Source organism: Herbiconiux sp., from assembly GCF_023264895.1.
Taxonomy (GTDB): Bacteria; Actinomycetota; Actinomycetes; order Actinomycetales; family Microbacteriaceae; genus Herbiconiux.
Map to the genome: position 1 here is coordinate 43,140 of NZ_JAHFUY010000018.1, position 20,749 is coordinate 63,888.

18 protein-coding genes are annotated in these 20,749 nt (G+C 71.5%); 8 read left to right on the forward strand and 10 right to left on the reverse strand.

The window, feature by feature from the left end:
• The first annotated feature begins 30 nt into the window (after nt 1-30).
• The 4 genes from Q0D57_RS02610 (at nt 31) to Q0D57_RS02625 (ending at nt 3,375) form a co-directional block, all read left to right on the forward strand.
• Nucleotides 31-1,641 (forward strand): polysaccharide deacetylase family protein, encoded by a 1,611-nt coding sequence (locus tag Q0D57_RS02610; RefSeq protein WP_291037665.1) that lies wholly within the window; start codon nt 31-33, stop codon nt 1,639-1,641.
• Nucleotides 1,642-1,695: 54 nt separating this feature from the next.
• On the forward strand, nt 1,696-2,112 hold the full coding sequence (locus Q0D57_RS02615) for a helix-turn-helix domain-containing protein (protein WP_291037668.1): 417 nt from the start codon (nt 1,696-1,698) through the stop codon (nt 2,110-2,112).
• On the forward strand, nt 2,109-2,594 hold the full coding sequence (locus Q0D57_RS02620; RefSeq protein ID WP_291037671.1) for an SRPBCC domain-containing protein: 486 nt from the start codon (nt 2,109-2,111) through the stop codon (nt 2,592-2,594). The genes Q0D57_RS02615 and Q0D57_RS02620 overlap by 4 nt, the downstream gene beginning before the upstream one ends.
• A gap of 169 nt (nt 2,595-2,763) precedes the next feature.
• The gene (locus Q0D57_RS02625; protein ID WP_291037673.1) at nt 2,764-3,375 is read left to right on the forward strand and encodes a DUF4287 domain-containing protein; all 612 of its coding nucleotides are present in this window, start codon (nt 2,764-2,766) and stop codon (nt 3,373-3,375) included.
• Between the two features lie 35 nt (nt 3,376-3,410).
• Here Q0D57_RS02625 and Q0D57_RS02630 read toward each other — a convergent pair whose 3' ends face one another.
• Nucleotides 3,411-3,908: a PGPGW domain-containing protein gene (locus Q0D57_RS02630; protein WP_291037674.1), complete on the reverse strand. Its 498-nt coding sequence runs from the start codon at nt 3,906-3,908 to the stop codon at nt 3,411-3,413.
• Between the two features lie 407 nt (nt 3,909-4,315).
• On the opposite strand from Q0D57_RS02630, the gene Q0D57_RS02635 reads away from it, so the two are divergent.
• Together Q0D57_RS02635 and Q0D57_RS02640 are read left to right on the forward strand one after the other, a co-directional pair.
• Nucleotides 4,316-5,101, forward strand: a complete 786-nt coding sequence (locus Q0D57_RS02635) for a siderophore-interacting protein (RefSeq protein WP_291037675.1) — start codon at nt 4,316-4,318, stop codon at nt 5,099-5,101.
• A gap of 144 nt (nt 5,102-5,245) precedes the next feature.
• Nucleotides 5,246-6,013, forward strand: a complete 768-nt coding sequence (locus Q0D57_RS02640; protein WP_291037677.1) for a lysophospholipid acyltransferase family protein — start codon at nt 5,246-5,248, stop codon at nt 6,011-6,013.
• Nucleotides 6,014-6,166: 153 nt separating this feature from the next.
• Here Q0D57_RS02640 and Q0D57_RS02645 read toward each other — a convergent pair whose 3' ends face one another.
• From Q0D57_RS02645 to Q0D57_RS02665, 5 genes are all read right to left on the reverse strand, one after another.
• Nucleotides 6,167-6,655, reverse strand: a complete 489-nt coding sequence (locus tag Q0D57_RS02645) for a hypothetical protein (RefSeq protein ID WP_291037679.1) — start codon at nt 6,653-6,655, stop codon at nt 6,167-6,169.
• 51 nt (nt 6,656-6,706) lie between these two features.
• Nucleotides 6,707-7,081 carry a hypothetical protein gene (locus Q0D57_RS02650; RefSeq protein ID WP_366518573.1) on the reverse strand — a complete coding sequence of 125 codons (375 nt, stop codon included), beginning with the start codon at nt 7,079-7,081 and terminating at the stop codon, nt 6,707-6,709.
• Nucleotides 7,082-7,378: 297 nt separating this feature from the next.
• Complete coding sequence (locus Q0D57_RS02655) at nt 7,379-9,040, reverse strand: ABC-F family ATP-binding cassette domain-containing protein (RefSeq protein ID WP_291037682.1); 1,662 nt, start codon at nt 9,038-9,040, stop codon at nt 7,379-7,381.
• Nucleotides 9,041-9,144: 104 nt separating this feature from the next.
• Nucleotides 9,145-10,362: a cobalamin-independent methionine synthase II family protein gene (locus tag Q0D57_RS02660; protein ID WP_291037685.1), complete on the reverse strand. Its 1,218-nt coding sequence runs from the start codon at nt 10,360-10,362 to the stop codon at nt 9,145-9,147.
• Nucleotides 10,363-10,389: 27 nt separating this feature from the next.
• Nucleotides 10,390-11,067, reverse strand: a complete 678-nt coding sequence (locus Q0D57_RS02665; RefSeq protein WP_291037688.1) for a hypothetical protein — start codon at nt 11,065-11,067, stop codon at nt 10,390-10,392.
• Between the two features lie 90 nt (nt 11,068-11,157).
• Between Q0D57_RS02665 and Q0D57_RS02670 the strand changes: the two genes are divergently transcribed.
• Nucleotides 11,158-11,658 (forward strand): hypothetical protein, encoded by a 501-nt coding sequence (locus tag Q0D57_RS02670; RefSeq protein ID WP_291037691.1) that lies wholly within the window; start codon nt 11,158-11,160, stop codon nt 11,656-11,658.
• Nucleotides 11,659-11,795: 137 nt separating this feature from the next.
• Nucleotides 11,796-12,515, forward strand: a complete 720-nt coding sequence (locus Q0D57_RS02675) for a hypothetical protein (RefSeq protein WP_291037694.1) — start codon at nt 11,796-11,798, stop codon at nt 12,513-12,515.
• 83 nt (nt 12,516-12,598) lie between these two features.
• Here Q0D57_RS02675 and Q0D57_RS02680 read toward each other — a convergent pair whose 3' ends face one another.
• The 4 genes from Q0D57_RS02680 to Q0D57_RS02695 all read right to left on the reverse strand — a co-directional run bounded on the left by Q0D57_RS02680 (nt 12,599) and on the right by Q0D57_RS02695 (nt 20,688).
• Complete coding sequence (locus Q0D57_RS02680) at nt 12,599-14,392, reverse strand: AarF/UbiB family protein (protein WP_291037697.1); 1,794 nt, start codon at nt 14,390-14,392, stop codon at nt 12,599-12,601.
• Between the two features lie 5 nt (nt 14,393-14,397).
• The gene (locus Q0D57_RS02685) at nt 14,398-14,946 is read right to left on the reverse strand and encodes a PadR family transcriptional regulator (protein WP_291037822.1); all 549 of its coding nucleotides are present in this window, start codon (nt 14,944-14,946) and stop codon (nt 14,398-14,400) included.
• A 220-nt stretch (nt 14,947-15,166) separates the two neighbouring features.
• Complete coding sequence (locus tag Q0D57_RS02690; RefSeq protein WP_291037700.1) at nt 15,167-18,883, reverse strand: cell wall-binding repeat-containing protein; 3,717 nt, start codon at nt 18,881-18,883, stop codon at nt 15,167-15,169.
• Nucleotides 18,884-19,071: 188 nt separating this feature from the next.
• On the reverse strand, nt 19,072-20,688 hold the full coding sequence (locus tag Q0D57_RS02695) for a DUF4407 domain-containing protein (RefSeq protein WP_291037704.1): 1,617 nt from the start codon (nt 20,686-20,688) through the stop codon (nt 19,072-19,074).
• Nucleotides 20,689-20,749 lie beyond the last annotated feature (61 nt).

Genomic DNA, 20,749 nt, shown 5'->3' on the forward strand with positions numbered 1-20,749 from the left:
TCCCCTCGGCACCTCGGCCCACGACGCCGAGTGGCCGTACTCGCGAGCATCCTCACCACCGCCGCCCTCCTGGCGGGCTGCGCGAGCATCCCTCCCGCTCCCGCCGGCTGGGCACCTCGCGATGCCGCCGTGCCCGCCGTCGCCCTCTCCGGCGCCCCCGCCGGCCTCGGCGAGGCCGCAGGCGAAGCCGCAGGCGAAGCAGACCCGGGCTCCGAGGAGTCCGCACCGGTCACCGCCCCCGGCCTCGACGAGCGCCTACTCTTCAACGCCGACCCCGCCGCGGCGGTCGGCGCCCGCTGGGGCGAGATCCCGGGCAACGCCACCTTCACCGGCATCGTGCGCGGCCGCGTCACCGACGCCCTCCGCGGGCTCGAGGCCACGACCGGTGTCGCCTACTCGCCCGCCGCCGACGCCCCCGACCTCTCCCCCGAGAACCGCGGGTGCGTCGCAGGGTCCTCGACCCGCCCGGCGGCGGAGCTCGTGGCCGACCCGGCGTTCACACCGCAGGGCGCCGCGGCGAGCGTCACGATGACCTGCGAGGTCGTCGCCGCGGTCGGCACGGTGCTCGTCGAGGCGCTGCGCATCACGACGGCCTCGGCCGGCCAGGTCACCTCCGACGAGACCACCGTCTACTACGCCGACACGATGGGATCCTTCGTCACCACGAGCGACGCCCTCATCAGCGACGACGGACTCCGCACCCTCCTCACCGAGACCGTGCAGTCGCTCAAGGTGTCGGCAGGGGCGCTCCGGCCCGAGATGGTGCAGAGCGTCGACGACTACCCGGTCGAGCAGCTGCGCTCGTGGTTCTCCCTGTTCTCGTTCGCGGCCGACGGCGCGCTCGTGCTGCACCTCCCGAGCGACTTCACGGTGCCCGAGCTCGACGAGCTGGGACGGCTGCCGAGAACCGATCCGCTCTTCGTCACCCTCCCGCCCGAGCGGGCCGCCGCGCTCCTGAGCGAGAACGGGCGCCTCATCCAGGCCCCCCTCGCCTCAGGTGCCCCGTTCACCGTGCCGCCCGCACCGACGCGCGGCCAGGAGGCCGTCGACTGCGGGCTCTTCGCCTGCGTGGCCGTGACCTTCGACGACGGGCCGGGAGCCTTCACGGAGCAGATCCTCGACGATCTCGACGCCCGCCGTGCCGCCGCGACCTTCTACGTGCAGGGCTACCGGAGTGCGAACAACCCCTCGACGCTCGCGCGCATGCAGTCGACCGGACACCAGATCGGCAACCACACCTGGGACCACCCGGACCTCACCAAGCTCACCGACGAGCAGATCAAGGCTCAGCTCGATCGCACGAGCCAGGCGGTGCAGGATGCGACGGGGTCGAGGCCGTCGACGTTCCGCCCTCCCTACGGCGCGGTGGACGAGCGGGTGCTGAAGCAGACCGACCTGCCGGCCATCCTCTGGACCGTCGACACCAACGACTGGCAGCTGCCCGACGATCCGGTGCTCCTCGACCGCGCGGTGCAGCAGCCGGGGCCGGGATCGATCGTGCTGCTGCACGACGTCCACGAGAACACCGCGCGCCTGACGCCGGCGATGCTCGACGGGCTCCTCGGCCGCGGCTTCACCCTCGTGACCGTGCAGCAGCTGCTCGGCACGCCCGCTCCGCACACCACGACCACCCGCGGCTAGACGTCTTCCCCTGCCTCTTGTCTTCAGGCTCCTTGCGGCGTAACGTACAACCAAATGGTTATACAAGAACTGAGCGAGGCCGAAGCGGATGCGATCTTCCGCGCTCTCGCCGACTCGACCCGGCGCGACATCCTGCGCCGGGCCATCCGGCACGAGCAGTCGATCTCCTCGCTCGCCGAGCGCTACACGATGAGCTGGGCGGCGGTGCAGAAGCACGTGACGGTGCTCGAGCGCGCCTCCCTCATCGTCAAGGAGCGTCGCGGCAAGGAGCAGATCGTGCGCGCGAACCTCGATTCGGTGCGCCGCGCGTCGCTGCTGCTCGACCAGTTCGAGCAGCTGTGGCACGAGCGGTTCGACCGGATCGGCGACATCCTCGGCTCGCCCGCCGAGGCACCGACCGACACCGGGGTTCCACTCGACTCCGCACCATCCGACACCGCACCACCCGACAAGGAAGGAACAGAACGATGACCGTCATCGACGTGAACCGAGACACCGAGGCCCTCACCCTCACCTTCGTGGCCGAATTCCCCGAGCCGCCGGAGCGCGTCTGGCAGGTCTGGGCCGACGCCCGGCAGCTCGAGCGCTGGTGGGGCCCGCCCACCTGGCCCGCCACCTTCGACCGGCACGACTTCGTGGCGGGCGGCGAATCCCGCTACTACATGACCGGCCCCGACGGCGACAAGGCGGGAGGCTGGTGGCGCAACGAGGTCGTCGACGCCCCCACTCGCTTCGAGTTCGAGGACGGCTTCGCGGACGCCGACGGCGTGCCGAACACGGAGCTGCCCACGACCCGCACCGTCGTCACACTGACCGCGACCGAGAACGGCACGCGCATGACCACGGTGGCGTCGTTCGGCTCGCTCGAGCAGCTCGATCAGCTCGTGTCGATGGGCATGGAGGAGGGCATGCGCCTCGCCATGGGTCAGATCGACGACCTCCTGGCGGCCTGACGTCCCGTCTGCACGTCCTGTCCGCGCCGGGTAGCGCCAACCGCTCGAAACCGCCCGATTTGCGTCTGTTGGCGCTACCCCGGCTGAGGGTTTCCGCGTTGTGGAACGGTTGGCGCTACCCCGGCTGAGGCTCGGGGGCAGGCGGCGCGACGTTGTGTACGCTGTCCACATGAGTGAACGCCGCACCGAGGAACCGCCGCGCACCCGCGTCTGGGTCTCCGAGCCCGAGACGCCCGACCGCTCCATCGTCGAGGCGACCGGGCGGCACTGGGAGGAGTGGGTCGACCTCATCGATGCCGGGCCCGGGCGCGAGGCGGGGCACACCGCCATCGCCGCGTGGGTGCTGAGCGAGCACGGTCTCGGTGGCTGGTGGGGGCAGGGTGTGGTGGTCGGCTACGAGCGGATCACCGGCATCCGGGCACCCGGCCAGATGCCCGACGGCACCTTCTCGATCAGCCGCTCGAAGATCCTCGAGCTGTCCGCCGACGAGCTGCGCGACGCTATCGTCGACGACGGCACGCGATCACGTCTCGTACCCGGGTTCCAGACGGTCCTGCGCTCGCGGGCCGGGTCGAAGTCGCCCCGATTCAGCCTCGCGGATGCGAGCGGCGAGCCGCTCGGCGTCATCCTCCTGACGCTCGATCCCGCTCCGAAGGAGCGCGTGCGTGTGACCGTCACGCACGAGAAGCTGCCCTCGGCGGAGGCGGGCGCCACGTGGAAGGAGCACTGGGGCGGCTGGCTCGAGGGGCTCGCGGAGTCGTTCCAGGCTCTCGGCCGCTGAACCGGGCCGAATCCGCCGCCGCGGTAAAGCCCGGATCAGGCCTGCCGGTCGCCCTCTCCGGTGTTCTTCGGGGCGTCCTGCCGGCTGCGGTGGCGGGCCCGGGCATCCTTCGCGACCCCGTAGGCCTTCTTCGCGGCGCCTTCTGCGGTGCGACGCACCTTCTTCGCCCCGTCGAACTCGGTCGAGAGGATGCCGAGACCACCGAGGGCGATCAGGGCTCCGGGGCCGGGAAGCGGCATGAGCACCACGCCGAGCGCGACGGTGCCCCCGCCGACGACCCCGACACCGGTGCGGTAGGCGGTGTTCGCGGTGGGGTTCTTGCGGATGCCCTCGCGAGCACCGTGGGCGGCCTTCCCCGCCGTGCGCCCGGCGGCCCGTCCGAGGGCGCGGCCGAGGTTCTTCGCGGCATCTCCCACGCCGCCCTGGGGCTGTGAGGGCGCGGTCGGCCGGTCACCGGATGCGCTCGACTCGTCGTCGGAGGCGGTCGGTGCCTGCGGGATCACGATCACGGGGCACTGCTGCGGGGTGGTCATGGTTCCAGTGTAGGAAGGGCTGCTCCGGCGACCCAGAGGCATCGATCGGCCCGATGGTTATTCACAGCAGCGGCCGCCCCGGTGATTCCTCCACAGATCCCCGCCCCACCGACCTCGCCCTCGGATTCCCGCGATAGCGTCGAAGTCGGCCCGGTCGCATCCGGCGCCCGCACTCGAGGAGACCCATGACCGACGCCCCATCGCACTCGCCCGCCGCCGCTGCTCTCGCTTTGACTCCGGCTGGCGCCCCGACCCCGGCTGACGCCACGATCCCGGCCGATGCTCCGACCCCGGCTGGCGTTCCGACCCCGGCTGGCGCTCCTGGCTCCCCTTCGGCGAACGCCGCATCCACGCCGCCGGCCACCGGGCGCGCTGCCCGGCCACCGCAGCCCCAGCGTGCCCTGACGGTGAAACGCGTCGAGGCGGTCTCGCCGCACCTCGTGCGCATCGTCGCCGAGGGCGAGGCGATCGCGAGCATCCCCGAGTCCACGCAGACCGACCGCTACTCCAAGATGCTCTTCGCCCCGAAGGGCTCGGCACTCGTCCCGCCCTACGATCTGGCGGCCCTCCGCGAGACGCTCGCGCGCCAGGAGCTCCCCACCCAGCGCACCTACACCCTGCGCCGCGTCGACCGCGAGGCGGGCGAGGTCTGGATCGACTTCGTGGTGCACGGCGACACCGGCGTGGCGGGCCCCTGGGCAGCGGATGCGCGACCCGGCGACACGATCGTGCTCGCCGGCATCGGCGGTGGCTACGAACCCGATCCGGCCGCCGACCGCCACCTGCTGGCGGGCGATGAGGCGGCCATCCCCGCCATCGCCTCGGCTCTCGAGGCCATGCCCGCCGATGCGCAGGGCATCGCGGTGCTCGAGGTCGACGGTCCGGCAGACGAGATCGCCCTCACGGTTCCCGTCGGGATCGAGCTCGTGTGGGTGCACCGCGCCGGTGCGGAGCCGGGAACGAGCACGGTGCTCCTCGATGCTCTTCGTGCACTTCCCGCTCCCGTCGGAGACACGCAGGTCTTCGTGCACGGCGAGCGCGGCGCCATGAAGGCGCTGCGGCCGCTCCTGCTCGAGCAGTGGGGCATTCCGCGTTCGCGCCTCTCGCTCTCGGCCTACTGGGCGCACGGCCGCGCCGAAGACACCTTCCAGGCCGAGAAGCGGGAGCCCGTGGGCCAGATCTTCACCGACTGACCGCCACCGCGGCAGCCCGCCCTGTCGGCACCGCCCGGCACCCACCCCACACGCGCTCGCCCGCCGGATGTTCACGGGCAGCGCTCAGGAGGTCGGCGGGATGCTCACGAGGAAAGCCCAACGCGTCCGGGTACGGTGAGGGGCATGCCCCGTCGCCGAGCCGAGCCCGTGTACACCGTCGCCATCGGGGTGGGGCGCACGCTCTTCGCGTCGTGGCGGCTGAAGCGCCGGGCCACCGGCCTCGAGAACATCCCGGATGCGGGCGGTGCCGTGTTCGCCATGACGCACTTCGGCTACCTCGAGTTCGCGCTCGTGGAGTGGCAGACCTGGCTGCACAATCGCCGACGCGTGCGCTTCATGGCCACCAAGCGCGCCTTCGACAAGCCCGTCGTGGGCAGTCTGCTGCGGGGCATGAAGCACATCCCGGTCGACATGAGCGCCGGCGGCGAGGCCTACGCACAGGCCGTGGCGGCGCTCGGGCGGGGTGAGATCATCGGTGTCTTCCCCGAGGCGGGCGTGAGCGCGAGCTTCACGGTGCGCGACCTCAAGTCGGGAGCCGTGCGCCTCGCCGCTCAGGCCGGGGTGCCGATCATCCCGGTGGCGGTCTGGGGCGGCCAGCGATTGCTCACCAAGAACCGCAAGATCCGGCTGCGCGACCGCTTCGGCGTGCAGGTCCACTTCGCCTTCGGTGCCCCGCAGGTCGTCGCCGAGGGAGACGACGTCGCGGCAGCGACCGCCCGGCTCCGCGAGACGCTCCAGGAACTCACCGACACCCTCCAGCGCGACTACCCCGTCGACGGCACCGGCCAGTGGTGGCAGCCCAAGCACCTCGGCGGAACAGCTCCCACCCCGGAGGAGGCGGCCGCCTCCGACGCCGAGCGCGACCGCCGCCGCGCCCTCCACGGCACCTGAGCCCGGCCCGCCCCGCCGCAGCGTCAGCCTCAGCCCCCGCCGCAGCGTCAGCCTGAGCTCCTGCCTTAACCCCCGCCGCAGCGTCAGCCTGAGCTCCTGCCTTAACCCCCGCCGCAGCCGCAGCCGCAGCCCCAGCCCCGCCGCAGCCGCGGCCTAAGCCCTTGCCGCAGCCGCAGCCCCTGCCCCCGCCGCAGCCTCAGCCCCTGCCGCAGCCTCAGCCTCAGCCTCAGCCTCAGCCTCAGAGGACGTAGACCTTCCGCAGCGTCTCCGTGATCGTCCAGCGCGTGCGGGTGCCGGCGGCCAGCCGCCCAACGGTCCCCGGCGCGAGCTCGAGCGGCTCGGGCAGCTCCCCGCCGCCGCCTCGCCGGCCTCCGAATCATCGCCACGGCTCAAGAACTCGACCCGCCCACGTCCCGCCAGCACCACGAAGACCTCGTCGGCCTCCGTGTCGGTCACGACGCCGGGTGTGATCTCCCACAGCCCGATCCGCCGATCGCCCTCCACCACGAGCTCCGCGGTCGCGGTCGTCGGTGCACCCGCCACCACGTCGTCCGACGCCACGGCCTCGTGCGAGAGCTCGCCCTCGAGCGCCGCCACGGCGGCGTTGGCCGCCAGACCGGATTCGTCCCGGACATCAGTCATGTCACGTCCCTCCCTCATCGTTCGAAGTCACACGCGACCACGGGGATCCGCTCACCACGGGGACCACGCGCGGAGCTCGTCCGCCGTCATGGGCCTGAGCGAGTCGGGCATCGGCCACGGAAGCTCGAACTGCTCGAGCGATGCGGTGATGTCCCCGAAGTCGTCCCTCTTCACCACGATCCTCGCAGTGCTCACCTCGACGATCCGCACGCGAACGTCATAGACCCCACCACCCACCTCGTCGGTGGGATCACCAGCCGCCAGGTCGTCGGCTGCACCGCTCCCCTCGCCCACCCCGGCGCCCCCACCCCGCCGCAGCAGATACGCGTCGGCGAGGTACCCGATCCCCAGCTCGTCGAGCAGTTCCTCGGCCGCGAGCCACTCGACCGCGGCCGATCGGTCCCGCCCCAGCAGATCCACGGCCACGAAACCCTCGCCCTCCGGCCGCATCCACCCCACGAGCTCGCCGTCCCCACGACGATGCTCGATTCAGGAGTCGCTCGGGCCGCCGTTCATCCACACAGGCTAGCGGGCGACGCCCCAGACCCCGGTGTCACCCGCACCCTGTCGACCACCCGCGGCGACCCCGCATCCGCCCGTTTCGATTCAGAAGTGCAAACCTCCCGACATCCGAGCCGCATACCGCGCCGGATGCACGCTCGTTTGGCGAACCGAACGGATCCCGTCGCCGTACACCCGCAGACAGCACGGCGAGCCCGCACCTCACCGCTCGACGACCTGCCCCGCCTCCACCACCCACTGCCGATCGAGCCGCACGGTCGAGAGCATCCGCCGGTCGTGCGTCACGAGCAGCAGCGTGCCCGTGTACGACTCCAGCGCCTCCTCCAGCTGCTCGATCGCCACCAGATCGAGGTGGTTCGTCGGCTCGTCCAGCACGAGCAGGTTCACCCCGCGGGCCTGCAGCAGCGCGAGCCCCGCCCGCGTGCGCTCCCCGGGCGAGAGCTCGTCGACGGGCCGCCCCACGTGATCCGCCTTGAGCCCGAACTTCGCCAGCAGCGTGCGCACCTCGGCCACCGGCCACTCGGGCACCTGCTCCTCGAACCGGGCGGCGAGGGGCACCGAGCCCGCGAGCACGGCCCGCGCCTGGTCGATCTCACCGATCGCCACCGACGCCCCGAGCGAAGCCGTCCCCGAGGAGGGGGCGACCCGTCCGAGCAGCAGCCGCAGCAGCGTCGACTTGCCGGCACCGTTGGGCCCGGTGATCCCGATCCGGTCGCCCGCCGACACCTGCAGCGACACCGGACCGAGCGTGAACGACCCCTGCGTCACCGTGGCGGCAGACAGCGTCGACACGACCCCCGACGACCGCGGTGCCGCCCCGATCGTGAACTGCAGCTGCCATTCCTTGCGCGGCTCCTCGACCTCGTCGAGCCGCGCGATCCGGCTCTCCATCTGCCGCACCTTCTGCGCCTGCTTCTCGCTCGACTCGGCCGAGGCCTTGCGCCGGATCTTGTCGTTGTCGGGCGACTTCTTCATCGCGTTCCGCACGCCCTGGCTCGACCACTCGCGCTGCACGCGGGCCCGCGAGACGAGGTCATCCTTCTTGGCGGCGAACTCGTCGTACTCCTCCCGCGCGTGCCGGCGCGCGGTGGCCCGCTCCTCGAGATAGGCGTCGTAGCCACCGCCGTAGACCCGGTTCGTGCCCTGAGCGAGGTCGAGCTCGAGCACGCGCGTGACGCTCCGCGCCAGGAACTCGCGGTCGTGGCTCACGAGCACGACCCCGCCGCGGAGTCCGGTGATGAAGGCCTCGAGCCGCTCGAGCCCGTCGAGGTCGAGGTCGTTCGTCGGCTCGTCGAGCAGCACGATGTCGAAGCGCGAGAGCAGCAGCGCCGCGAGCCCCACGCGCGCGGCCTGACCGCCCGAGAGCGAGGTCATGAGCGCCGAGCCCGCCACCTCGAGCCCGAGCTCGGCGAGCACCGCGGGCAGGCGCTCCTCGAGGTCGGCGGCCCCGCTGGCGAGCCACCGCTCGAGGGCGCTCGAATACACGTCGGCCGGATCCGGGGCACCGGGCTCCGTCGAGGACAGCACGGGCGAGGCGAGCGCGTTCGCGGCCGCATCCATCTCGGCGGTGGCGAGGGTCGTGCCCGTCCGCCGCCCCACGTACTCCGCCACGGTCTCACCGGGCACGCGCTCGTGCTCCTGCGGCAGCCAGCCCACGAAGGCATCGGCAGGAGCGAGCGACACGGACCCCTCGAGCGGCTCGTCGATCCCGGCGAGGATCCGCAGGAGCGTCGACTTGCCGGCCCCGTTGGCCCCCACGACGCCCACGACGTCGCCGGGCGCCACCACGAGGTCGAGCGAGCTGAACAGGGTGCGGTGGTCGTGCCCACCGGCGACCCCCTTGGCGACGAGCGTTGCGGTCATCCCCCCATGCTCTCGCAGTTCACCGAGCGGATGCGACGCAGCAGTCGGCCCGAGCCGCCAGGCCCCTCACGCGGGGCGCCACAGAATGCGGTCGCGACGCTCCCTCAGCCGTAGATCCGCCGCGACGCGATCCGCGCCCCCTCGCCGAGCGCTCGCAGCTTCGCCTCGGCGATCTGCGGGTGCACGCGGCCGCCGAGCCCGCAGTCGGTCGATGCGATCACGTTCGCGGGCCCCACGAGCGACGCGAAGTTCTCGATCCGGTCGGCGATGAGCTCCGGATGCTCCACCACGTTCGTGGCGTGGCTCACCACCCCGGGCAGGATCTTCCTTCCCTCGGGCAGCTCCACGTCGCGCCACACCTTCCACTCGTGCTCGTGCCTCGCGTTGGCGGCCTCGAACGTGTACTGCCCGGCGTTCACCTCGAGCATGAGCGGCGCGATGTGCCTGAACTCCAGGTCGGTGGTGTGCGGACCGTGCCAGCTGCCCCAGCACAGGTGGTACCGGATGCGATCGGCCGGCAGCCCGCGGAGCGCATGGTTGAGCGCCTCGACCCGGATGCGCGTGAAGGCGAGGTAGTCCTCCACGCTGGGCGCGGGGTTGATCTGGTCCCAGTTCTCGGCCATCGACGGGTCGTCGAGCTGGAGGATGAGGCCGCCGTCGATGATGGCGGTGTACTCCTCGCGCATGACCTCGGCCCAGGCCCAGATGTGCTCCTCGTCGGTGGCGTAGAAGTCGTTGCGGATGCGGGCTCCCGATCCGGGCGCGATCGAGGTGATGAAGCCGTCCTGGATGCCGGCGGCGTCGAGGGCGCTGCGGAGGTTCCGCACGTCCGAGGCGATCGCCTCCTGACCGATGTAGCGGAGCGGGCCCGTGGTGCTCGGGAACGCCGTGGCGCGCGAGCCCGTGGCGATCCCCGAGTCGGGGTCGGCGTAGGCGTCGGCGAACCGCTGCCGATCGCGGCGATCGGTGAAGCTCGTGAGGCGCACCCGGCCGGGCTCGGAGCGCACGGGGCCCTCGTTGAAGACGTTGACGTCGGTCACCGAGAGGCCACCCACGCGCTGGAACGAGTACGACCACCAGGCGCCGTAGTCGACCGCGCTCGTCATGGCCTTGCCGAACTCGCCGTCGCCCGGCACGGTGATGCCGTAGTCGGCCTGGCGCGCCACGAGGTCGGCGACGGCGCTCGAGAGCAGCGCGTCGAACTCGGGTGTGCGCTCGAGGGTGAAGCCGTCGTCGGCGAGCCGCCGCGCGTCGTTGGCCGCGATGAGCTCGGGCGTGCGGGGAAGGCTTCCGGCGTGGGTGGTCTCGATCCGGTCGGTCATGCCGCCCAACCTACTGCGCGGGCAGCCCTACTGGTCGAGCAGTTCCGAGGCGTTGGTGGTGCAGCTCGCGGTCGCGTACGCGCCGGAGCTCTCCTGCTCCACGAGGATGCGGCCGTCGAGGATGATGCGGCAGATCACCGTTCCGTCGTCGGCCCCGTTCACGGCCGTGAGCGTGTAGCTGGCGTAGCTGTCGGCGCCGCCGTAGGCCACGTCGAAGTCCTCCTCGAAGGGCAGTCGTTGCGAGGTGACCTGCTCGGTGGTCTCGACGCCGTCGGTGGAGACCGTGTAGGTGATGTCGACGTCCGATCCGGTGCCGTCGACCTGGTAGACGAGCGGGATCTCGGCGCCGAGCACGCCGTCCGGGCTGCCCGCGGGGTCGAGCAGGTTGCCGAAGAAGACGAAGGTGTAGACGATCGCGAGGATGCTCGAGAGCACGAGCGCGATGAATCCGAGGACGGCCCCGGCGACGGCCGACCCCTTGGGCCCCGTGCGGATGATGCCGATGATGCCGAGCACCACGGCCGCGAGCGCGATGAGCACGGCGAGGAAGTTGAAGATCGGGATGAAGGCGCCCACGAAGGCCACGATCCCCGCGATCAGCGCGGCGAGCCCGAAGCGGTTGCGGGCGGGCGCGCCCGAGGCCGGTGTCGTGTGGCCGGGAGGAGTCTGCGGAGCGGGCTGGTAGGGCGGCGGCTGCGAAGTCATGCCCCGATGATGCCAGAATCCGGCCTCGATGCCTCGTCATCATGACTACTGAGGTATACTCACCCCAGCCGGGGGTCGAGAGGAATCAACATGACAGACCTACCCTCCTGGATCGGTGATCTGCCAGCGTGGATCACCACGCTCGCGGTCGCCATATCCGCGTCCCAGTATCTCGCTGAGCGCTCGAAGCGGCGTGAAGAGGTCGAGCGCGCCTCCCAGGCGCAAGCGACCCATCTCTCCGCGTGGGCCGTAACCGATGCCGGCGAGCGTCGCACCTACGGCATCCGGCTCTCGAACACGTCCGGTTCGACGTTCCACGATGTGCGGATCGACGCGGTCATTCACGACCGTCCGGTTGCGCGCCCGATAATCCTGAAGATCGTGCCTCCGGGTGATTACTTCATCGAGCACACCAAGAACGGCGATGCCTCGTGGGAGCTCGCACAGTCGGTCGATGAACATGACGGATGGCTCCGTCCCCTGATGCAGTCCGACAAGTACCGAGTCACCCGGATGACCTTCAACGACAACCGCAATCGTTCCTGGGCCACCGACGACCACGCCGTCCTTCGCATGGATACCGAGCGCTGACTTCTTCCAGCCCACGCTTCCGCGAGTGAGTCGCGTCGAAGTGTCGCCAAACCGGGGATCTTGGCCGGATTGAGGACACTTCGACGCGACTCACTAGCGGGGCGCGCGGGGTGGGGGCCGCTCGCTAGGGTGGACGGATGCTCCTCGTCTTCGCCGGCCTCGCCGCGCTCGCGGGCGTGTGGTGCCTCGTCGCCCCGCCGCGCGCCATGCTCTTCGGATCGCGCTGGCAGCTGCGGGACGGCGAGCGGGCCGAACCGAGCCCCGCGCTCATCGGCTGGACCCGCGCCTCCGGCGTGCTCCTCCTCCTGCTCGCCGCCGCGATGACCGTGGGCTACTTCGTGACGCAGGGGCAGGGCGAGGCTCGCGAGTCGCTCAAGGAGGCCTGGGGCATCGGCCGCTACCTCTCCTCCGACGAGCTCGAGATCGAGCTCGACCCGGAGGTCGAACGGGTCGAGAGCGTGGAGGCGACGCTCGCCGGCTACACCGATGTCGAGCAGGGCCTCCGGGTCTGGCGCTCGGCGATCGTGGGGGTCGACCCCGTCGGCGACCTCGGAGGCGACGTCGAGGACGGCGATCTCATCGTCGCCGTGCGTGCGGGAGCCTGCCGCCCTGGCCCCGTTCTCGTCGAGGAGTCCGACACCGCGGTCACCGTCTCGGTCACCGGTGTCGGCAACGCCTTCTCCTCCGGCGAGGTCATCCCCTGCGGCGCGAGCGGCACGAAGCTCCTCATGGACCCCGACGCGGAGGAGCTCCGACTCGTCCGCATCCCCCTCGACGACCCCCTCGGCGACCGCGAGCTCATCCTCCCGGATCCGCCCGAGCGCGAAGGCGAACCGGTGACGATCCCCGGCTCCTGAGCCGAAGGCGGCCGGGCCCAGCCCGGTGCAGAATGCCCGATGCCGATCGCCGGTGCCGACTGCCGAACCCGTCGCCGAACCCCCTAGCGCCCCCCGCGCCCCGAGAACACCGCGTGCAGCAGCGGCACGACCGACCCGATCATGAGCACCGTGCCGAGCACGGCATCGTCGGCCCGCAGCACCGCGCCCGCCACGAGCAGCGCCGCGAACACGAGCGCCGACACCACTCGACGGCCCGCACGCTCGAGCCCCTCGACCCTCCGCTCGAGCTCGGGGTTCCGGAACGAGACCGTCCCCTCGTCGAGCTTCGTGAGCATCGCGTCGATCTGACGCGGCAGGCGCCAGGCGATCTGCAGGTTCTCGAGCGCCTGCTTGCCGAGGTCCTGGGCGAGGTTGCCCCGCTCCTCGCGGATCAGCTGCTGCGCGTACGGCTCGACCGAGTTCCACAGGTTGAACGACGGATCGAGCGCACTGCTCACCCCCGACGTCAGCGACATCGCGCGGATGATGAGCAGGAAGTTCTCCGGCAGCTGGAACGGCAGCGAGCGCACCACATGCCCGAACTGCAGCCCGAACTCGCGGAACTCCCGCGGGTCGACCTCCCGCAGCTCGGCGAACCCCATGCCGCCGAACCGCGCGAACAGCTGGGTCAGCGCCCGCTCGAGCTCGGCGGTCTCGGCCGACTGCAGCAGCACCCCGAGGTCCTGCGCGGCCGCCACGAGGCCCTTGCCGTCCCGCGAGGCCGCGGCGATGAGCATCTTGCGGAGGCCGCTCCGGGTGTTGACGCCGACCTCGCCCATCATGCCGAAGTCGATGAACGTGAGCTTCCACGGCCGCGACCCGGCGACATCCGAAGCCGCACCCACAGCCGCGCCAACGCCCAGCGCGCCCGCACCCGCGCCCGCGCCCGCACCCGCACCCGGCTCACGGGCGGCCAGCGGCGTCACGAAGATGTTCCCCGGGTGCGGATCCGCGTGGAAGAACCCGTTCGTGAACAGCTGATCGAACATCACCGCGGCGAACACCGGCGCCACCTCCGCCGGATCGATCCCCGCCGCCACGAGCCCGGCGTGATCGTTGATCTTGATCGCCGTCACGTCTTCGAGCGTCAGCACACGCCGCGTCGACCGCTCCCAGACGACCTCGGGCAACCCCACCCGGTCGTCGTCGACGAAGTCCGCCGCGAACCGCACCGAGTTCGCCGCCTCGTGCAGGTAGTCGATCTCCTCGAGGCTCGTCGCCGCGAACTCCTCCACGAGCGCCGGCGCATCGACCCGGGAGTAGACGATCCGCACGTGGCTCAGCCAGCCACCGATCTTCCGCAGGGCCGCGAGGTCGACCCGCACGATCTCGTCGATCCCGGGCCGCTGCACTTTGAGCACCACGGCGTCGAGCCCGGTGTCGGCGGCGTCGCGCGGCACGAGCCGGGCACGGTGAGCCTGCCCGAGGGAGGCCGCGGCCACCGGCGTCGGGTCGACCCACGCGAACGCCTGGTTCAGCGGCATGCCGAGCTCGGCCTCGGCGAGCGACCGGATGGCGTCGAAGGGCACGGCGGGCACCTCGTCCTGCAGCCCCTCGAGCTCCTTCGTGATCTCGGGCGGCAGCACGTCGAGGCGCGACGACATGAACTGCCCCACCTTGATCATGAGACCGCCGAGGTCGACGGCGAGCACGTGGAAGCGCCGCGCGAACTTCTGCATGCGCCGCGTCCGCGTGCGCTCGGCGATGCTCAGCAGCCCGAACTTCGGCAGCACGAGCTCGTACCACCACGTCACCGCCAGGTTCCACCCGGCGAACCAGAGGATGCGCCGATACCGGGCGCGGGCCTCCCGGAAGGTGGGAACGGAATCCCCCCGGTCGGGTCGAGCCTCGGACACCCGGGTCAGTTCTGGGCGAGGATCGAGTAGAGCCGACGACGTGCGTCCTCGAGCTCCGCCACAGCCTGCTTGACCTGCTCGGACGTTCCCGTGCGCCCCACCTGCGCGGCGGCCTGGGCCAGTTCGAACCCGGCCTTGGCCAGGGCGGAGTGGTCGCGCTTGCCGTCGGTGTCGTCGTCTCCGGATGCCCAGGGCGCGTCGTTGCCGGCCGTCGCGTACTGCGCACGGCCCGCCTCGGTCAGCGCGTAGGTCTTGCGCCCGTTTGACTCCTCCGCGGCGATGAGACCCTCGTCGGCGAGCAGCTGCAGCGTGGGGTAGACCGAGCCGGGGCTCGGCTTCCAGCTGCCGCCGCTGCGCTCCTCGATCTCGTGGATGATCTGGTAGCCGTGCATGGCGCGCTCGGCGAGGAGGGCGAGCACCGCAGCGCGCACGTCTCCGCGACCGACCCGCGATCCGGTGCCGGTGCGCTTCTCGAACTTCGAGCGGAACTGCTCCATGGCCTCCCAGACCCCGTCGACGTTGAAACCGCCGCCGCTGCCGAGGCCGCCGCCCATGCCGCCGCCGCTGCCACCACCGAAGATGTTGCCGAACCCGTTGCTTCCGAATGAATTGCTCATGCTGACCTCCGTTGTTGACCCCGAACGATACTCAACGATATGCCTGCTCGACTGTGAACGATATAGTCGCGACACCTTCGCAGGAGACCTCCAGTCAACGCACGAACTGCGGCGCCGATCACTCGGCGCCGCAGTCGTGTGGGGGTGTTGCGGGAAGCTACCCGGCGCAGACGGTGAGGCTCTCCACCGCCGGCGTCAGCGTCTTCTCGCCGCCGAGCAGGGTCACCCGGGAAGCACCCAGGGCGAGGATCTGCTCGAGCGTCTCGGCGGGCACGCAGTCACCGCGCACGGTGAACAGCGGCGCGTCGATCCGCGGGGCCAGCGCCGAGCCCGAGAGGGCGTCGGGGAACTTGGCACCCGTGGCGAGGAGCACCCGGTCGGCCGACTCGAAGAAGTACGCGTTGATCGAACGCGACGCCTCGTAGCGGTCGGCACCGCCGAGTCGCACGGACTCCGCGATCCGCGACGCGTCGGCGAAGACCCCGGCCGAGACCGAGCTCTCGCCACCGGCCACCACGATCTCCTTCACACCGAGTCGCGCGATGAGCGCGGCCGTGGCGTCGTCGAGGCCGGTGGCCCCGCCGTTGACGAGGATCAGTGGACCGGTGCCGTCGAGGGCCGCTCCGGCCGACAGGGCGTCGGGGAACGTCGCACCGGCCGCGAGCACGGCGACAGGAGCTCCGTCCGGGAACGCGTCGGCGGCGATGGACCGGGAGGCCGCGAAGCGGTCGGCGCCGCCGAGACGGCTCACGGGAGCCACCTTCTCGAGGGCCTTCTGCACGGCCGGCGTGACACTCGAGGTGCCACCCACGACCACGATCGACTCCGGGTCGAGCCGCTCGAGCTCCGCCAGCACGACGGGCGGCAGCGAACCGGCCGTGGTGAGCAGGATCGGCGCCTCGTCGGTGGCCGCGGCGGGGGCTGCCGAGAGGGCGTCGGGGAACTTCTCCCCCGAGACCACGTAGACGGTGTCCGCCCCGTCGGGGAAGCCCTCCTTCGACGTGTTCACGGAGACCTCGTAGCGGTCGGCGCCGGAGATGCGGTCGGCGTCGAGCGCCACCGTGAGGGTGGCGGTCGCGGTGCGACCCGATCCGAAGCCCACCGCGACGATCTCGAGCGGGCCGCGCGCGGCATCCGCCGGCACGACGACCTCGAACGAGACGGTGCCGTCGGTGCTCACGACGCTGCCGGCGCTGACGCCGCCCACGGTGAGCTCGACCGACTCGCCCACGCGGAAACCGGATCCGGTGACCGTCACGGTGTCGCCCGGCGAGACCGAGTCCGCCGACAGCGTCAGCGCATCCGGAGCGGCCTGCGCCTCGGCGCACGCGTCGCCCTGCGCGCCCACCGCGGGCAGCGACGGCAGCACGGCACCCGCGCGGTCGACGACCCCGTCGTCCTCCCGCACCACGATGCGGCCGAAGCTGTCACCGATGGTGACGCCCTGCTGCGTGTTCGTGGTGTTGGTGATGAACGACGTGGAGGCGAAGGTCGACGTGCTCGCGTCGCCCTGCAGCGGCACGGTCACGACCTTGCAGACCTCACCGGCCGAGAACGACAGCTCCTGCATCGAGGAGAGCACGCGGTTGTTGCCGCTCACCGGGATGGAGCTCACGTAGACCGTGGCGGCCTGCTCGGCCGGTCGGGAGAGCACGACGGGGACGTCGACGGAGCCGACACCCGAGCCCTCCTCGACCTTGACGTCGGGCATCGACGCGACGGGCAGGGTGGAGACGGCCGGGTCGCCGAGGGTGGCGGCCGACTGCAGCGCGAGGTCGGAGAGCAGCACGCCGCCGGTCTCGCGGGGAGCCGTGAAGCGCACCTGGGTGACGTCGGCGAGGTTCACGCCCGTGAAGGCCGTGGTGGGCACCGCGATCTGCTGCAGCAGCACCTTGCGGAGCGGGTTCGTCGAACCCGGCAGCACGGTGAGCGCGTCGCCGAACTCCGAGGCGGTGACCGAGGCCGTTCCGCCCGTGGAGTCGAGCAGCGTGACCGTGAGGTCGGTGCTGCCGCCGATGGCGACCGAGTCGTCGGGCGAGACCCGGAACGACAGGCTCGAGGCCGTGGTGAAGTCGCGCGCCTCGGCCGGCACCTGCACGCGGAGCTCGCCGGGGGCGGCGCTCCCCGTGGGCTCGGTGTAGGTGAAGTGCAGCGACGGGGTCGACGGCACCGAGGTGGCGCGGCCGTTGCCGTAGGTGGCGCTGAGGAACCCGTAGTCGGGGGCCTGGGCGAACTCGAGCTCGGTGACGCAGTACGGCATGGTCGCCGGCACGTCGAGCGGGCTCATGCTCTCGCAGTACTGGTAGGTTCCGGATCCCACGACCTGCGTGGTCGTCTCGGGCTCGGTGAACGTGTTCACGTCGACCCGGTTGGAGGGCGCGAGGCTCGCGCTCACGCGGATGTCGGCGCGGCCGGCCGAGGCGGGCTTGGCGTCGGATCCGTCGAAGAGCGGCATGAACTGCTCGTCGCCGCCGAGGGTGAGGCGGAAGAAGCCGGCGATGTAGGCGTTGCCCGCGGCGTACTGCTCGGCCGCGTTCAGACGGGTCGGAGCGGACTGCCCACAGGTGGGGTCGGTCTGGTTGCGATCCATGATCGCCCAGTCGTCGCTCGTGGCCACGGGGTAGAGGCCGGGGGTCCACGCGGTGTTGAAGTAGTTGTGGTTCGTCCCCATCACGAGCACCGACGAGCGGAACACGTCGTCGCCGTAGGCGTGCCGGGAGTCGTCGATGTACTTCTGGCCCATCTGGTCCTCGACGTCGCCGTCGCAGTACGGCAGGATGACCGCGGTCGGCACGCCGGGAACGGTCATGCGCGTGTAATCGGTCGGGGCGAGCGGCAGCACGCCCTTGATGCCGAACGGCTCGGGCTGCTCGGAGTTGAGCAGAGCGGCGCGCATGACGCCCTCGCCACCGCGCGAGTGGCCCATGAGGCCCACGTTGTCGAGGTCGAGGCGGCCGGTGAGCGCGGTGCCGAAGCCCACGTCGGTGCCGGCGTTGGCCTGGCGCAGCAGGTTGAGGTGGTCCATCACGAGCTGGGCGCGGGCCGCTGCTCCGGTGTCGTCGGCGAGCGAGCCGTCGAGCGCGTTGATGGCGTTGGCCGAGATCGAGACCACCACGTAGCCCTGGCTGGCCAGGATCTCGGCGGCCTCGTTGTAGCCGAGGTAGCTCTCGACGTCGACCTGATCGGCGTTGCAGGGCCAGGCGGCGGGGTTGCGGGTTCCACCGGCGCACGAGGTGTGGCGGCCGTGCAGGAAGACGGCGACCGGGCGCTCGCCCTCGGCGCCCTCGGGCAGGAACACCGCGGCGCGGATCTCGCCCTTGCGGCCGAAGTCGCGGATGTCGACGGCTTCGTCTCCGAGGTCGTAGTCGGCACGCGTCACGGCGTACTCACCGCGGGCGGAGGGGTCGTCGGCGAGGACCGGCGCGTCGGCGGCAGCCGGCGGCACCTCCTCGATGAAACGGCGGGCGGCGTCACCCTGGTCGTCGGCCTCGACGGCCGGGTCGCCCGCGCCGGTCCAGCCCTGGTCGATCACGGTGGCGTCGGCGACGGCGGGGTCGGTGGTCACCACGGTGAGGGTCAGCCCGTCGAGCGACTCCTTCGCGATGCCGAGCTCGATGCCGTCGGCCCAGAGGGTGGCGGCGTCGCTCCGGATCTCGAGGGGCTCGGAGAGGGTCTTGGTGACTTCGTAGCCGCCCGGGATCTCCTCCACGGTCCAGTCGTCGCCGACGGCGACGGGCTCTGTGGTGGTGAGAGGGGCGGATGTGGCGGGGCTGGTCGCCGCGAAGGCGGGGACTCCCACCAGGGCCGGCGAGACGGCCACGAGGAGTGCGGTGGCGATGGCCGCCGCCCTCCAGCGCTCGGTTGATCTGGGCACTGTGCTCCTGAGTGTGAAGGTGACGGATGGCCGCGCACCGACCGTGAGGAGTCCCGCGGAGTGCGCCGGAGCCGCACGGCCCGCGGTGGCCGAGCCTTCACGCTAGCTGTGAGCAGCCCCCGGATCCGCCGGGGTAACACGATGGAAACGGGATGTTTACACCCCTGTTTCCGCGCTCACATCGAAGCTCAGATCTGGTCGGGGAGGCCTGCCCGGCGGAGGAACGCGGCGCGGTCGGCGCTCCTCGGGAGGGGCTGCGTAGCGGTGGTGTCGGGGGTGCGGATGACCTCGGTGGCGCCGGTGTCGGCCGCGGCGAACAGGGCCGAGAGCTCGGCCGTGGCGGTGGCCGGCTCGCGCACGGGCTCACGGACAGCGGGCTTGCGGACAGCGGGTCTGCGGACGGCAGGTTCACGCACCGCAGGTTCACGCACGGCCGGTTCGTCCGCACGCGGGGCCGCGTCCTCCGCCTCGAGCTGCTGCTCCCACTCCTCCATGCGCTCGGAGGCCCGTGCCGCCGCGTAACCCGCCCAGGTCTCGAGGGCGCGCGTGATCACGGCCTCCTGCTGCTCGAGCACGGTCTGGTTGACGCGCTTGCCGAACTCGACCTGCCGCTCGGCCCGATCCTCGGCCACGGAGACCTGCACCGAGGCCTCGGCCGCGATCGCCCGGGTGCGCTCGGCCGCCCAGATCTCGCCGCCGGAGACCTCGCCGTCCTCCCGCACGTCGAGGATGCGGTCGTAGGCGGTCTGCCCGCCGAGGTTGCCGAGCACCTTCACGATCACGGGCAGCAACTCGATGCAGATGAACAGCAGCGCGATCATGATGTGCGCGAAGTTCAGCAGGGCGTTCGTCTCCCCCAGCCGGAACAGCGCGTCGAGCCGTGAGAGCAGACCGGCGCTGTTGTCGACCGCGCTCGCGTAGGCGGCCTGCTCGGCGGAGCGCTGCTCCTGCGCGGTCGCAAGGGTCGCCTGGTCGGCTTCGAGCTGATCGGTCGCGGCGTCGAGCCGGCTCTGGGCGGAGGCCTCCAGGTTGGCCGCCGCCGCCTCCTCGGCAGCGGTCTGGGCGGCCTGGGCAGCCGTCAACCGAGCCTCGGCCGCCTCGAAGGCCGCGAGCTTCGAGGCGGTCACGGGCCCGTCGCCGCGCACCCCGGTGCCGCCGCTGCCGTCGATCTCGGCGAGGTAGGCGGCCTGGGCGGCGTCGTAGGCGGCCTGCGCGGATGCCGTCGCCGCGACCGCCGCCGCGTAGTTGGGGTCGGAGGCGAAATCGGTCTGCAGCCCCTGGTCGACGATCGCCTGGTTCGAGGCGATCCGCTCCTCGAGCGTCGGGATCTGGGCGAACCGCGGATCCGTCGCCATCCGCTCCTCGAACGCCGCCTTGTCCTCGGCCTGCATGACCTGGATCTCGGAGTTGATCTCGGCCTGGAAGATCTGCAGCGTGAGCGGCGTCGAGATGACGGTGCCGATGATGAGCGCGAGGGCGATGCGCGGGATGGCGAGGGCCACGTTCCGCCACACGCCCTTCTGCTTCGCCATGCCGATGATGAGGAGCCGGTCGAGGTTCAGGATGATGACACCCCAGAACACGCCCACGACGATGGCCACGGGGAGCGGCGCGCCGACCGCCATCACGAGAGCGAACGTCGCCGACACCGCCGAGAGGAACGCGGTGCTGAGGATGACGCCGCCCATGGCGACGAAGCGCGCGCGGTCGCCCGGGGCATCCGCGAGAACGTCGAGCCGAGCGCCGCCGAGCCACGACATGAAGTTCGAGACGGCGTTGGAGTTGTAGCGACGAGGACGAGACACGAGGAGCGAAGCTACCCCATGTGCCTCTGTGCACCCTGGCACAGCGCTGTGCGCAGGCCGT

Bases quoted from the DNA above. Each gene is read 5' to 3' on its own strand.
- Q0D57_RS02630 (WP_291037674.1), bottom strand. From the start codon at position 3,908: ATGACCACCCCGCAGCAGTGCCCCGTGATCGTGATCCCGCAGGCACCG.
- Q0D57_RS02615 (WP_291037668.1), top strand. From the start codon at position 1,696: ATGGTTATACAAGAACTGAGCGAGGCCGAAGCGGATGCGATCTTCCGC.
- Q0D57_RS02670 (WP_291037691.1), top strand. From the start codon at position 11,158: ATGACAGACCTACCCTCCTGGATCGGTGATCTGCCAGCGTGGATCACC.
- Q0D57_RS02685 (WP_291037822.1), bottom strand. From the start codon at position 14,946: ATGGGCGGCGGCCTCGGCAGCGGCGGCGGTTTCAACGTCGACGGGGTC.
- Q0D57_RS02675 (WP_291037694.1), top strand. From the start codon at position 11,796: ATGCTCCTCGTCTTCGCCGGCCTCGCCGCGCTCGCGGGCGTGTGGTGC.
- Q0D57_RS02625 (WP_291037673.1), top strand. From the start codon at position 2,764: ATGAGTGAACGCCGCACCGAGGAACCGCCGCGCACCCGCGTCTGGGTC.
- Q0D57_RS02645 (WP_291037679.1), bottom strand. From the start codon at position 6,655: ATGACTGATGTCCGGGACGAATCCGGTCTGGCGGCCAACGCCGCCGTG.
- Q0D57_RS02620 (WP_291037671.1), top strand. From the start codon at position 2,109: ATGACCGTCATCGACGTGAACCGAGACACCGAGGCCCTCACCCTCACC.
- Q0D57_RS02660 (WP_291037685.1), bottom strand. From the start codon at position 10,362: ATGACCGACCGGATCGAGACCACCCACGCCGGAAGCCTTCCCCGCACG.
- Q0D57_RS02640 (WP_291037677.1), top strand. From the start codon at position 5,246: ATGCCCCGTCGCCGAGCCGAGCCCGTGTACACCGTCGCCATCGGGGTG.
- Q0D57_RS02665 (WP_291037688.1), bottom strand. From the start codon at position 11,067: ATGACTTCGCAGCCGCCGCCCTACCAGCCCGCTCCGCAGACTCCTCCC.
- Q0D57_RS02655 (WP_291037682.1), bottom strand. From the start codon at position 9,040: ATGACCGCAACGCTCGTCGCCAAGGGGGTCGCCGGTGGGCACGACCAC.